This is a genomic window from Actinomadura oligospora ATCC 43269, from assembly GCF_000518265.1.
Taxonomy (GTDB): domain Bacteria; phylum Actinomycetota; class Actinomycetes; order Streptosporangiales; family Streptosporangiaceae; genus Spirillospora; species Spirillospora oligospora.
In genome coordinates this window covers 1-11,835 of record NZ_JADG01000035.1, presented here as the reverse complement: position 1 = coordinate 11,835, position 11,835 = coordinate 1, and the positions used below count along the sequence as shown (strand labels likewise).

22 protein-coding genes are annotated in these 11,835 nt (G+C 61.5%); all 22 read left to right on the top strand.

The window, feature by feature from the left end; genetic code table 11:
- Window positions 1–1,539 precede the first annotated feature (1,539 nt).
- A complete protein-coding gene (locus P696_RS0131530) occupies window positions 1,540–1,947 on the top strand; it encodes a hypothetical protein (protein WP_026415453.1) in 408 nt (135 codons plus the stop codon).
- Entirely contained in the window at window positions 1,944–2,084 is a 141-nt protein-coding gene (locus P696_RS56450; RefSeq protein ID WP_157430036.1) for a hypothetical protein, read from the top strand. The genes P696_RS0131530 and P696_RS56450 overlap by 4 nt, the downstream gene beginning before the upstream one ends.
- A 24-nt stretch (window positions 2,085–2,108) precedes the next feature.
- On the top strand, window positions 2,109–2,297 hold the full coding sequence (locus P696_RS0131520) for a hypothetical protein (RefSeq protein WP_026415452.1): 189 nt from the start codon (window positions 2,109–2,111) through the stop codon (window positions 2,295–2,297).
- A gap of 68 nt (window positions 2,298–2,365) precedes the next feature.
- Window positions 2,366–2,533 carry a hypothetical protein gene (locus P696_RS56445; RefSeq protein ID WP_157430035.1) on the top strand — a complete coding sequence of 56 codons (168 nt, stop codon included), beginning with the start codon at window positions 2,366–2,368 and terminating at the stop codon, window positions 2,531–2,533.
- Between the two features lie 425 nt (window positions 2,534–2,958).
- Window positions 2,959–3,747: a hypothetical protein gene (locus tag P696_RS0131515; RefSeq protein WP_026415451.1), complete on the top strand. Its 789-nt coding sequence runs from the start codon at window positions 2,959–2,961 to the stop codon at window positions 3,745–3,747.
- A gap of 66 nt (window positions 3,748–3,813) precedes the next feature.
- Complete coding sequence (locus tag P696_RS0131510; protein ID WP_026415450.1) at window positions 3,814–4,458, top strand: hypothetical protein; 645 nt, start codon at window positions 3,814–3,816, stop codon at window positions 4,456–4,458.
- Window positions 4,459–4,535: 77 nt separating this feature from the next.
- Window positions 4,536–4,874, top strand: a complete 339-nt coding sequence (locus P696_RS0131505; RefSeq protein WP_026415449.1) for a hypothetical protein — start codon at window positions 4,536–4,538, stop codon at window positions 4,872–4,874.
- 49 nt (window positions 4,875–4,923) lie between these two features.
- A complete protein-coding gene (locus P696_RS49365; RefSeq protein WP_157430034.1) occupies window positions 4,924–5,262 on the top strand; it encodes a hypothetical protein in 339 nt (112 codons plus the stop codon).
- Between the two features lie 113 nt (window positions 5,263–5,375).
- On the top strand, window positions 5,376–5,774 hold the full coding sequence (locus P696_RS0131495) for a hypothetical protein (RefSeq protein ID WP_026415448.1): 399 nt from the start codon (window positions 5,376–5,378) through the stop codon (window positions 5,772–5,774).
- Window positions 5,771–5,986: a hypothetical protein gene (locus P696_RS0131490; protein WP_026415447.1), complete on the top strand. Its 216-nt coding sequence runs from the start codon at window positions 5,771–5,773 to the stop codon at window positions 5,984–5,986. The genes P696_RS0131495 and P696_RS0131490 overlap by 4 nt, the downstream gene beginning before the upstream one ends.
- 70 nt (window positions 5,987–6,056) lie before the next feature.
- Entirely contained in the window at window positions 6,057–6,530 is a 474-nt protein-coding gene (locus P696_RS0131485; RefSeq protein WP_026415446.1) for an antirestriction protein ArdA, read from the top strand.
- A gap of 70 nt (window positions 6,531–6,600) precedes the next feature.
- The gene (locus P696_RS0131480) at window positions 6,601–6,801 is read left to right on the top strand and encodes a hypothetical protein (RefSeq protein ID WP_026415445.1); all 201 of its coding nucleotides are present in this window, start codon (window positions 6,601–6,603) and stop codon (window positions 6,799–6,801) included.
- Entirely contained in the window at window positions 6,798–7,121 is a 324-nt protein-coding gene (locus P696_RS0131475; RefSeq protein ID WP_026415444.1) for a hypothetical protein, read from the top strand. The genes P696_RS0131480 and P696_RS0131475 overlap by 4 nt, the downstream gene beginning before the upstream one ends.
- Complete coding sequence (locus P696_RS0131470) at window positions 7,121–7,357, top strand: hypothetical protein (RefSeq protein WP_026415443.1); 237 nt, start codon at window positions 7,121–7,123, stop codon at window positions 7,355–7,357. Before P696_RS0131475 ends, P696_RS0131470 begins: the two co-directional genes overlap by 1 nt.
- A 172-nt stretch (window positions 7,358–7,529) precedes the next feature.
- The gene (locus P696_RS0131460) at window positions 7,530–7,745 is read left to right on the top strand and encodes a hypothetical protein (protein WP_026415441.1); all 216 of its coding nucleotides are present in this window, start codon (window positions 7,530–7,532) and stop codon (window positions 7,743–7,745) included.
- A gap of 140 nt (window positions 7,746–7,885) precedes the next feature.
- On the top strand, window positions 7,886–8,173 hold the full coding sequence (locus tag P696_RS0131450) for a hypothetical protein (RefSeq protein ID WP_157430033.1): 288 nt from the start codon (window positions 7,886–7,888) through the stop codon (window positions 8,171–8,173).
- Between the two features lie 90 nt (window positions 8,174–8,263).
- The gene (locus P696_RS0131445) at window positions 8,264–9,520 is read left to right on the top strand and encodes a DUF3987 domain-containing protein (RefSeq protein WP_026415439.1); all 1,257 of its coding nucleotides are present in this window, start codon (window positions 8,264–8,266) and stop codon (window positions 9,518–9,520) included.
- A 176-nt stretch (window positions 9,521–9,696) separates the two neighbouring features.
- Window positions 9,697–10,272 (top strand): hypothetical protein, encoded by a 576-nt coding sequence (locus P696_RS56440; protein WP_170026635.1) that lies wholly within the window; start codon window positions 9,697–9,699, stop codon window positions 10,270–10,272.
- On the top strand, window positions 10,241–10,795 hold the full coding sequence (locus tag P696_RS53150) for a hypothetical protein (protein WP_051468416.1): 555 nt from the start codon (window positions 10,241–10,243) through the stop codon (window positions 10,793–10,795). Before P696_RS56440 ends, P696_RS53150 begins: the two co-directional genes overlap by 32 nt.
- Window positions 10,792–11,208 carry a hypothetical protein gene (locus P696_RS0131430; RefSeq protein WP_026415437.1) on the top strand — a complete coding sequence of 139 codons (417 nt, stop codon included), beginning with the start codon at window positions 10,792–10,794 and terminating at the stop codon, window positions 11,206–11,208. Before P696_RS53150 ends, P696_RS0131430 begins: the two co-directional genes overlap by 4 nt.
- Complete coding sequence (locus P696_RS0131425) at window positions 11,205–11,384, top strand: hypothetical protein (RefSeq protein ID WP_026415436.1); 180 nt, start codon at window positions 11,205–11,207, stop codon at window positions 11,382–11,384. The genes P696_RS0131430 and P696_RS0131425 overlap by 4 nt, the downstream gene beginning before the upstream one ends.
- Window positions 11,381–11,782, top strand: coding sequence for a hypothetical protein (locus P696_RS0131420; protein WP_026415435.1), 402 nt, complete (start codon window positions 11,381–11,383; stop codon window positions 11,780–11,782). Before P696_RS0131425 ends, P696_RS0131420 begins: the two co-directional genes overlap by 4 nt.
- Window positions 11,783–11,835 lie beyond the last annotated feature (53 nt).

The following is an 11,835-nucleotide window of genomic DNA, read 5'->3' as shown; positions in this document are numbered from 1 at the left end:
CCCCTAGTTTTACTATCTTGTGATCTAGAGCGTTTCCCCAGGTCGACCGTAGCTTTTAGTGCCTGCGGAGCCACTAAAAGACATGTCCCAGACTTGTACATTCCCGAAGAGGGGAGACTATCCTCCCACGTATATACGCATGATCCTGGGTATCCCCCCACCCCCTGACCAGCGCTTACGCGCTGGCGACCTGGACTTTCTTCTTTCGTCCAGTGGGCTGCGCCTCTCGCCTCTCAGTGCTGTTTGCCCAGGTCACACTATGTTTGTGCCCTACTCAGTGCCCTCTCTGACCCTACCTAGTGCCCTACCCCAGAGAACGAATATTCGCCCCCTGACCAGGGCGAATGTAAGAAAGATGTATGCGGTGAGTTGACAGTGAGTGGACAGTGCCGAAAGATGGTGCCCAGTTCCACCCCAGCACGGACCGTCCAGCACAACCGGGCGGGAAGGGCCGGGGAGGTGCGGCGGCAAGAACCGCTGGCACCCGGAAGGCCGCGAAAGCGGCGCGCCGGACCAGCGCCAATCGGCCGTCATATCCACGGAACGCCCGACGAAAGCCGCGTCACGCGGCGACCGGAAACCGAGTCTCCGAATCACGGGCAAGAACGGACCGCACGGACGGTGCCGCTGCCACGAATTCGACCCGAGACAGTGAGTTGACAGTCGCCACAAAGCGCGCTTGAATCGGAACCCAACCCAGAAAGGCGACCAACACAGTCGCTCACTGGGAGGAAATCGGTAGAACGGATCGCACGAGCGATGCCGCACCGAATCGCCTTCCAAAACAGTGAGTTGACAGTGAGTGGACAGTCGGACTAGGTTGGAAATGCAACAACCGCCCAGCAAGATCGGGCGGGGCCTCTCGCCAGAGAGGTAGCCAAGCGCCCGAAAGGGCGCGGTAGGGCGGCCGTAGTCCTAGGGAGTTTGCGCCTAGGGTGCGAGTGACACGAATCGGCCGCGTGACGGGTGAATGCTCTGGCGGGTAGGGCTGCTGTTTCTTGATAACTCAACATGGAATCGTGCTTAGGGAAGCAAGCCCCCTAGATCACCCTGGTGTGTCTTGCCGGAGGTAAGGCGGGGGAACAACTTCCAGCCCGAAAGCCAAATTCCATGAATAGTGTGCCGACGAGTGTTGGGGCTGAGGACTGCCCATAGAACGCTCGGGGATGCCCTCGCTGACAGGCTCGGCGGAACGTCGTGAGACGTGCCGATTGAAGCCCAGCGAGCAAGCTACCCGACCGCCTAGACGAGTCCAATGACCAAGCTTTCTCTTGCTCGGCACCGTGTACGCGATGCGTTGCCGAAAGGCAACGGTCGCACAATCGCGAGCACACGGCTCTGCTCGCACTACGACGGACAGGCAATCCGCTCCGCAGACGGAGCGTGAGTTACGTAAGAACCTTCCCTGTCCAGATCAGACGAAGGCCAGAAATGGGCCTCCTTCCAGGAGGCGGCAGGTTCGATTCCTGCCCTGGCCGCTGGGCTAAAAAATTTGCCCTGAAACAGTGAGTTGACAGTGAGTGGACAGCAGGAGCGGGGATGGCTAAGACGGGTGACGGCCCCTGGACCATGGGCCGGATGGTCAACGTCCGGCGCGGTGAGCGCCTGGACGCCAAGCAGACGCAGCACCGCCCCAAGGGTGCGAGGAGTGGGAAGCAGTACCGGACCTCGGACCGGCCTGACGGCCTGCGCTCCGACTGGGGTACGGCCAAGCGCCGTCCCTCGCAGGAGCGGGCCCGTGCCAAGCGGCGGATTCGCCGCGAGATGGAGCGCAGGGAAGCGGCTATCGCGCCGCCCCTGAAGAACAAGCCGATGAAGCCCAAGGGCGGGCTCATCGCGACCGACTACGCCGAGACCATCCACGCCGGAATGGGTCACGACACCAAGGCTCACGCGCAGCTCCACGCCAAGCGTGCCAGCGGAATTCGCATGGAGGGCTGCAAGTGAATCTCGGAAGGCTGAACAAGGCCCGCCTAGAGAAGCTTGCCACGCAGGCCGGAATCTCCCTGGAGGAGCTGGAGAAGGCCCTCCGTAAGAACCCGAAAATCGTCGCCCGCTACGGCGCGATCCACTCCACCCACTAACGCTTTCCTATCCGAGGAAGTGAAATGCGAGAGATCACACTGACGGATGGCCCCGACGACGTCATCAGTATCCGGGTCCACGAGGAATTCACGCTGGTCGTGAAAAGAGTAGGGAGTGTGACCGACACGCACAAGTCGGCGGAAACGCCGGAAACGCTGATCCTCAAGTTTCAGGAGGACGGCTACAAGCTCTATTCGGACCGGACCTTCTGAGTCACCTGACTTCCATGGAGCCCTTCGGGGCTTTGTGGTGGCCATGTGAACCATGAGAGGGGAAAACAATGAAGCGTCGCTCCGCCTGGTATGCGTACGACGAGGCCGGATACTGCATCGGCTACGGAACCTGCCCGAAGTGGGCCTACCTCTGTGAGCAGGCCGGGCACAAGGTCGTCAGGGGATTCATCGTTTCCCTGCACCCGACGTGCACCGGAATTAACTGCCCGCACTGATGTAGTGCGTGTGTCTTCTGTGAGGCCCTTGTTCGCAAGGGCCTCGCAGTGGACGCACGAACCATAGAGAGGAACTGTCTTGGTCGACGCCCAGATGCTCGGCAATCAGAACCAGTGCAGGTACTGCGGCAAGCACTGCACCGACAATCCCCCGCCCGGAAAGGAGCGTCGGGAGGGACGCCGTCACTGGAAGCGCTCCGAGCGTGGGGAGTGGCAGCGAAAGGTTTCCCGCCAGGAATGGAAGGACTGGGAGCCCTGGCCCATTGAGGGCCGGGGAGAGGGCCCGGACTGCGAGTCCTTCGAGACCTCGTACTGACCGGAGGGCAGCGTGATTGGACTACTCGCAGTGGTCCAGATATCCGCACTCGTCGGCTCCCTTGTTGGGGCGCTGTTCATCATCGTTGAGTGGCTTCGGAGGTAGGAATATGTCGGTGTTGCACGCCTACTACTACGGTGGCATTGGACTCTTCGAAGAGCGCCAGGACCCGGAGGACACGGCCGTCTCGCCTGCTCTTCAGGCCCTGATCGACGCCCGAATTGTCGACCTGGCGCACGGGATCGACTTCGACTATCGCACGGGTGGCTTCACCCTGGAGTTGATCGGTCCGTGGTCGGGTTCGGACTATTCGGGTGACGACGTCAACGAGTCGAACCAGCGCAGTCTTGCGCGGGACTACTCCGACCTACTGATCAACAGCACGCAGGGTTGGGCTCACTACGGCTACGGGCTTCAAATCGATCCCGACTTCGGCTTGGACGTTGAGACCGCCGAACAAGCCATGGACCTTGTCCAGGTGCTGATGGGCCTCCGTCACGAGTACCCGATCTACGACGAAGAGGACCACGGGAAGCTCCTTGACGAACGTGCGGAGAAGGCGTGGGACTCGTGGCTCCGCGGTGACACCGAGAGCGAGATCTACAAGCTCACCGGGCTCGATGTCGACCTGGACGAGATGGAGGACGCGTTCTGGGAGCTGATGTGGGAGCACGACATCTACCGGGAGGCGGAGGGGCACCGGGACGTCACCTTTCCCGGTGTGTGGGACGAGTCTTTCCTCCTGGCCTTGGCCAGTCGCGGGGTCGAGCTGAGGTGCGTCGACCGGGATGAGGTCGAGGACCTGACGGATGCGGGCTACGCCCTGCTGGGGGCCTGGCAAAACGCGACCTACGAGTGGCCTCTCAAGGGCCAGATGACCGTCTTCGACGCCCTGTGAACCGTCTGGCGCCCGGCCAAAGCCGGGCGCTGTTCAGTCCACAGAGGACGACCTGAGAGGGAGACCATGAACGCTATCGAAATCCACGACAAGCTCCAGGCCCGCGCGGCGAAGGGTGCCGCCTTTCTGAACGAACAGAAGCCGCTCTGGGCGGATTCGATTGATCTTTCGTGCTTCAACATGGACAGCAGACTTGATTGTGTCCTCGGGCAGCTTTACGAGGATTTCAATACGGCCCTCAACCGCTTCGGATGGAGCGACAATGACGCAATCGAGTACGGGTTCCTCCTGGAGCCTTACGGCGACCGGCCGCTGTACGAGACCTACGACGAGCTGACGGATGTCTGGCGAGAGCTGATCAAGGCCCGCCGGTCTTCCGTGGCCGTGAGCTACAGCGTTGCCAAGCTCCGCGCACTCAAGGGAGCCGCGCTCCTCACCTCTATCCGCGAGGACGAATGGTGGAACCTGATCAAGCTGGACCGGCTCAGTATGAAGAGTGGTGTCCTGTGCATTCTCGGGCAGCTTTACGGGGATTACCTTTACGGCACGGCCGCACTGAACGACCTCACAGATGACGAGGCCGAGCAGCTCGGGTTCATCGTTGAGGACGATATCGATCTCAGCTTGGAGCAGATCAACGCCACTTACGCCCTGCTAGATCAGGCATGGCACGAGGTGATCAAGCTGCACCGCGAGTTCACTGCCGCTTAATCCCTGCTGTCTATCTGGCCCCCGGCATTGCCGGGGGCTTTGTAGTCCGCAGGGGACTAGGGAGAGGACGCACACACATGGCTGACATTACCTTTGAGCAGCTTGAGAGCAAGGTCCGAGAGCTGGCTGTGGACAAGCCCAACCACGTGTACTTCCGTGGGGGTTATGCGATCTGCCGGTATAACGCCGATGACCGGCAGTCCGGCTGCATCTTCGGGCAGGCTTTTGCTGCCCTGGGTGTCCGTATTGTGACGGAGATGGAGGGTACCTCGATCGGGGCGGTCCTTGACTGGCTGGGCGTTCCATTCTCGGTAGAGCAGGGGGCGTGGGCGCGGATTGTCCAGTTCCGCCAGGACCAGCAGGGCACCTGGATGGAAGCTATTCGTGAGGCTGACGCGTTCGTGGCCGACCTCTAGAGCACGTGTAAACGACGTACGAGCAGAGAGGTCGGAGAGTATGTCCCAGGTGACATTTGAGCAGATCGAGAGCAAGGTTCGGGACCTGGCGGACCAGCAACCTGACTACGTTTACGACCGAGGGTCTCATCGTGACTGTCAGTACAACGCTGACGGGACACAACCGGGCTGCATCTTTGGTCAAGCTCTCGCAGCGTTTGATCTGGAGGTTCCCGAGGACATGGAGGGGACCCCAATCGCTGATCTCATCGGGTGGCTGGGCATCAACACGTCGGTTTTGCAGCGGATATGGATGCGCCGCGTTCAAAGCAGTCAGGACACGGGGCACCCGTGGAGGGAAACTATCGAGAAGGTCGATGCAAAACTGGCCGGACTTCTCGGGCAGTGAAGCTCGCCGACCAGGAGTTGTTCTAGCCCTCGACTGACGTTGGCCCCCGGCTCGGCCGGGGGCTTTCGCCTGTCTAGGACTTCTTTCATCCATCCACCGTGTGAGGAGCACACATGTCCAACGCCACTGCCCTGTCCAACAACACCCGTCGCACGAACTACCGCTGGCAGGAGGTGGTCCGCACCCACCGCTGGAACAGCACCGACCTTGCCACCGTCGCTGCCGAGGTGTTCGAGGGAAGGGGCCGACCGCTCACCCCGGCCCAGCGGCGCCGGGCTCGGAAGCAGGACAACCGAGCCAAGGGCGGCTACCCGCAGGACACCCCGCTTACCGAGCTGGTGGAGGTTGGTTCTGCCGACTTCCTGAAGCTCGTGCACTCCGCGGAGGAGGTCCAGGCCGAGAAGCCGGCCAAGCCCCGTCCGTGTGGGGGAGTGGACCACTGCATCACCAAGACGCGCGGCAAGAAGACTGCCACGCACACGGGTTGCAAGAAGTACGAGGTGGCCGCGTGAGCGTTTACACGATCCGGAGCCCCTGGGGCGGGGAGGTCGAGGTGAGTCACGGCGACTGGTTGCGCCTGATGCAGGTCCTCCGTGCAGGGGTTTACAAGACCCAGGAATACCGAGAGACGTTCGAGGTCGCCGACGATGCCGCTCTCCTGCCCCAGATCCAACGTGAGCTGACCACCGTGAACGAGTACCTCCCGCAGCTCACTGCTCTCTGACGTCACCAACCCCTGACATCGTCCAGGCCGCCCCAACCGGGGCGGCCTCTTCTATGCCCCGAGGAGTGCGATGCGCATCTACGTCGTCAGCCTGATCGCCGAGTCCATGGGTGTCCATCTCGGCCAGTGGATCGACCTGGCGGAGTACTCCGACCACTACATGGTCGAGGACGACATCTTCACCGAGCTGACCATGTTCGAGTGGCGTATCGACAAGATCGACGCCCCGCTCGCGGTCAGCACTCAGACCCCCTTGGATGTCCTGATCGCTATTCAGCTCATGCTGGACGACGAGTGGACCGGCGAAGCTTTCCTTCTATACGCGAAGTACCACAAGGACATCCAGTACGCCCTGGACTACTTCGAGGACGCGTATCACGGATGCTGGCGCAGCCTCGAAGACTACGCGCTCGACTTCTACGAAGAGGCGTATGGCGACCCGGCTCCTCCTGGATACCGGGTTGAGATCGATGAGATCGCATGGCGCTGCGACTTCGATGACATCGATGGCCCGTCCGGAACTCATATCTTCGCGTGCGTCTGATCAGCTTTGACTAGGCCGGGCCTTGTGCCCGGCCTTTCTCATGGCTCATCAGCCAACGAAAGGGTGAATCGTGGGACGTAGCGGCTACCTGTTTGACGACATGCCTCCAACGCTGACGTACTGCGGGCTCGAACCGGAGCTGCTCGGCGATGACGAACCTACGACCTGGCGGCGAACGTGCGCCTCCGGGGCGATCGAGGTGGTCACCTTCGACGGCAACGAAATGACGGCTGGGGACATCGAGGGCTATCGGTGGGGGATGGACGAGTGAAGATCGAACCGTACACGGGATTCACCGCACCGCCCGGCCCGTTGGGAGCCTGGACGGACATCCCCGAGCAGGAAACGGTGCCGTTCGTCTACAACGGAACCGCCTGCGATGTGTACCGAACCGACCTGGTTGACGAAGGGGTATCAATTCGGGGCGGTCTCTGGCAGATCTCCAAATTCGGCTTCCCCCGCACTTACTGGTTTCAGGTCCGCCTTGCGCCCAGCGGAAAGTTCTGGGCAGGCCCTAACGGATGGAATTGGGAGGTCTCCGACGATATGTCCGGGACCCTGGAAACCGTGATCAGGTATTTGGAGGGCTGATGTTCGAAGCACTGACGCTGGAGGAACTGGAGGAGCTGGAAGTACGCCTTTGGCGCTGGGCAGAGGCTTATTACGGAGTCTTCCTGGCGCCCCTAGACGATGACCCGCGTACGGCATTTCCACCTAATTTCGAAGCCCCCTACGTCGAGTTGACAGCATTGGCATTTATGGCTGGCGGTGAGATGGCCTGGAAGCGGATGGAGGCCATGAACATCGGAACTTCGCCTAGCCCGTGATCGGTTTGGTTGAGGCCCCGCGTTGGCGGGGCCTTTTCCATGCCCGGACGGTCTACAAGGGAGACGCACTGTCCAAAGAGGACAAGCTTCGGAAGGCGCTCAAGCGCGAAGCCATCAAGCAGGCTCCAACGACGGACCCAACCGCCTTGCAGAAGATCAAGGAGCGAACCAGGTGAGTTCCAAGTACTACGAGCTGCGAACGCAATTCATCGAACCTTCAGGCCGTAAGCAGAGTTGGTCGACTGAGTTCACCAGTCGTGAGTTTGACTCTGCATCCGATTTTCTCGACGCCGCACGTGCCTGGTACGACATCAACGGCCACTATCACCACGCTGAGATATTCCAAATCAAGAAGATTGCCGACTGGTCGAAGCTGGAGGGGAAGTAGATGTCGGTGAAGGAATGGCTCAGCTACGAGATTTCCTGTGACGAGTGCGCTGAAGTCGATGACGGCCCTGAGAACTTCACCATCGAGGAGGCCGAGTTTCGGGCCAGAAGTAAGGGCTGGCGGGTTGTGAAGGAAACGGCGTGTTGCCCTTCCTGCCTACTGGTGGTAGCTGCCTGATGAGTGCCTACACGGATGAGCAAACCCAGGAGATCGTCAGGGCCGCCGGTGAGTTTGTGAAGGTGTGGGAAGAACTCGCCCAGGCCCTCCCGGAGGACTATCACTGTTTCATGACCTGCGACGAAGCCGAAGCACTAGCTGCGTTGTTTGATGCGTGCGGGGAGGAGTGGGTTGCTGAAGCGATTATTGCTAACCACTCGACAGGTGATGAGCCCGGCGAATCACACTATACGGGCGATGAGTCCGAGTAAAACCTAATCGGACGGATTCAGTGAGGGGCAGTCCTCCGGGACTGCCCTTTGCCGTGTCCCTGTCCGATCCACACTCCGAAAGGACTTTGGATGATGGCTACGGAGATCGAACCTGAGATTGAGGAGATCGCGTTTGCAAACGCGTTCGGCTTCCTCGCCGAGGAGTTGGACGCGTTCACCGAAGGTGCCAAGGTCGGGGTGATGGCTACGCTCATGGCGGCGTTCAGTGCTTACCTTGGCCCACATGTTCGGGTCGAGACCGGCCGCGGAACGAGTCCGCTGGCTACGTGGTTTGTGCTGATCGGTAAGTCTGGGATCGGGCGTAAGGGTGCCACGGCCCGGATCTCTATGCCGGTCATCAACAAGGCGTTTCCGGCTTTCGCGCGTCACAACGTCATCAGTGGCATCCCTGCCACTGGCCTCGGCCTGATGACCACGCTCAACGAGCACGGCGGGAATCCCGTCTTCGTCCTTGAGGAGGAGGGGGACACTTTCATTTCGAATGCTAAGCGCGATGTGAAGGTGGGTGTCTACCTTCGCAAGGGGTGGGACGGCGAAGCCATTGCGCACAAGACGGCGAAGGCCGACTTCGTTGTTGAGGAGCCTCACTTTGGCTTCGTGATGCACGTGCAGCCTAAGAACTGGGGAGCGATCTCCGGAAGCAAGGACGCCACGGGCGGCACGTTCAACCGTTTCCTGGCGATCTTGGTGCGTAAGAGCAAGGATGTACCCGTCTTCAACGGGCCTGACTCGACGGAGACCGTCGCCACGGTTGCCAAGCTTCTCAAGGAGATGGGTATCTGGGCGGCTTCTCGGGAGACGGTCAAGGTGCCCAACGACGTCGCCGAGGTCTTCGAGGCGTATCATCGCCCCCTTTGCGAGGCGCTCACCGAGGACAACGAAACCCTCAGCGAGATGGCCGAAAGGTCGCTCGCCTATCTAATCCGCGTTGCCGCCCTGTATGCCCTGGGTGATGGACGGGACGAGGTCTCTGTGGAGGACCTGGATTCAGCGCTCGCACTCGTCCGCTACGCAGTTGCCAGCGTCCGGCATGTCTTGCCAAACACGGGGGACGCGCCGCTTCACGAAAAGATCCTGGAGGCGCTGGAGGGCAATTTCGATCCGGTGACCCTCGAACTCGTCCCGATGACTATGACCGAACTCTGGGACTACATCGGCAGGAACACCAAGCGGGCCGCCATCATGGCCGCGCTCAAGAAGCTGCCACAGGTCGAAGTGTTCAAGGGCGCGAGCACTGGGGGTCGCCCGCCGATCATGCTGCGCCTGGTGGACCTGGACCACGAGCCGGGCACCGAGGATGACGAACGGGAGCTGGTGGCCGCTTGATCGAGTTGAAGTGTGCAGACTGTGAAGCCCCACTCTCGTGGGCGGGCAAGGGACGCCGGCCAAAGCGGTGCAAGCCGTGCGGCCGGAAGACCCACTCGGCGAAGAAGGTCGCGTCGAACCGACGCGTGAAGGCGCACTCGCGAGGCGAGTGCGTCACCCGGTGGGCGGAGCTGTGGATGCTCACCGATGCCTTTGGCATTTTTTACCCCGTACGCCGAGAGGCCCGGTACGTCTGGGGAGCCACGGGGGACCGCGATGAGGTCGTGACTAACCGGGGCGGGGTGTTCCACAGCGTTGGCGCTGATGGCCTGCCCGACATGGGGTTCACCGTGTCTGGCAAGGACGGCGACGCCGATCTTCGTTGGCGCATCGAGGAGCACGCTCGTCAGGCAAGAGAGTCGCCCGCGGCCGTGGCCTGGCTTCGAGCGAATCCGGACTGGTGGAAATTCGAGGTGTGGGCGCACGACTCCTTCTCGAAGAACGTGATCGATTCCGTTGTTGTCCACGGCGGCCGACACGTCGACGCACCCGACGAGACCTCCCCGGGGGAGCGGTGCTCCTGGTGCTCCTCGACCCGGCCGTTGGTCCTGGCGGGCGAGTTCTGTTCCGACTCCTGCATGACCGACTACGTGACGGCCTGGGGCGCTGACGGCCTGGACCTGAGAGGGGGTTTCGATGCACGAGACACGCGAGGGGTGGCTACGCCACGCGGTGGAGCTGATGACGCCCTGGATCTCCGAACAGCAGCTTGAGGTACCGGAGGTCTACGTCTCGGTCTCCTTTCCGACGACCGGCGCCCGGTCAGGCAAGACGATCGGGCAGTGCCACTACAGCAGCAAGGACGGTCGGCCGCATCTGCTGGTTCATCCGTACCTGGATGACCCCATCGACGTCCTGGAGACGTTGCTGCACGAGCTGGTTCACGCGGTCGTTGGCGGCGGGGTTGGGCACTCGGGCCCGTTCGCCACTCTCGCCAAGGCGCTGGGCTTTGAAGCGCCGATGACATCAACGCCGGCAAGCCCGGAACTCAAGTGGGCCCTGCGACGAGTGGCCACCAGAGGTCTCGGCTTGTACCCCCACGCCGCCCTCCAGCGGGTGTTGCCCAAGCAGACAACCCGGCAGCGCAAGATCGTCTGCCCCAACCTCGACTGCCCCGCCTACGACATTGAGAAGGGCACGCCGTACCTCGTGCGGATGTCCAAGCGAAAGTTCGACCAATGGGGTGCGATTTGCGGCGCATGTGCCTCATCAATGGAAATGGAGGAACTTGCATGACGATCTACACCATGGAAGCAACCAGCCTTGAGAGCATCCAGTTCAAGGTGACCGACGACGGGGACCTGATCCTGATCTGCGGTAGCTGCTCGCAGCCTATTCAGGGTGAGATGGCAGAGACCCCCTACCTCGGTTCCGGAGATCTGGAGCAGGCCGTTCGGTGGTCGGTCGAGCACAAGTGCCCTGATCCCCCCGAGGAGAAGGGACCCAAGTACGTCCGGGTGGAGTGGGAGACCACGGAGCACTTCAGCTACTACTTCAACGCCACGGAGCTGGAGGAGGAGGAGCTGATTGGCGAGGACGGCAAGCTGGACAGGGATCGGCTCGCGGAGGTGCTGGCAGATCGGGAAACCGGTGCCTTCGACTTCACAGCGGATCGCGAGGTCATCGAGGTTGAGGTGGAAGGCGAGTGAACAAGGAAGATGCGTACGACCTGCTGTACGGCATCAGCGAGATGGAGTCTCAGGTAGAGAGCTTCATGACGGACGGCGATTGGGCCGGTGCTCTAGAGGAGCTAGGCAACCTGATCGACTCCGCCAACAGGGTTAAGGAGTACATCGAGGTGATGGTGAACGAGGGGGACGGGTGACGTTCGACGTCGGTGCGGCACTGCTCCTGATCGCGCGGTGGGACGAAGCCGCAGACGGCCCCAGCGGCGATGACGAGTACGAGGCCGCAGTAGACATGAGGGACTTCATCGCCGGGGAGGCTGAAGCTCACACGGTCAAGACGTCCGAGGACCCGACTCTGGAGCAGAGCGACTGGGATGCCTACTTCCGGGAGCAAACCAGACGGGTCGATGCGGCAATGACTGGGCAGGTCACCAGGTGGGCAACGCAGTATGCCGAGCTTGGGGCCGAACGAGATGCCCTGACAGGCGACGAAGTAGAACGCGAGTACGAGGACCTCGCGGACAGGGCGCTGCTCATCGTCCGCCAGCTCGGCGAGGCACTCGGGCTCATCCCCGAGGACATGCCCCTGCTGTAGCACTTCTTTCTTCTGCCGATGCCGGGTACCGTCCCGGCTTTTTTGATGCCTGA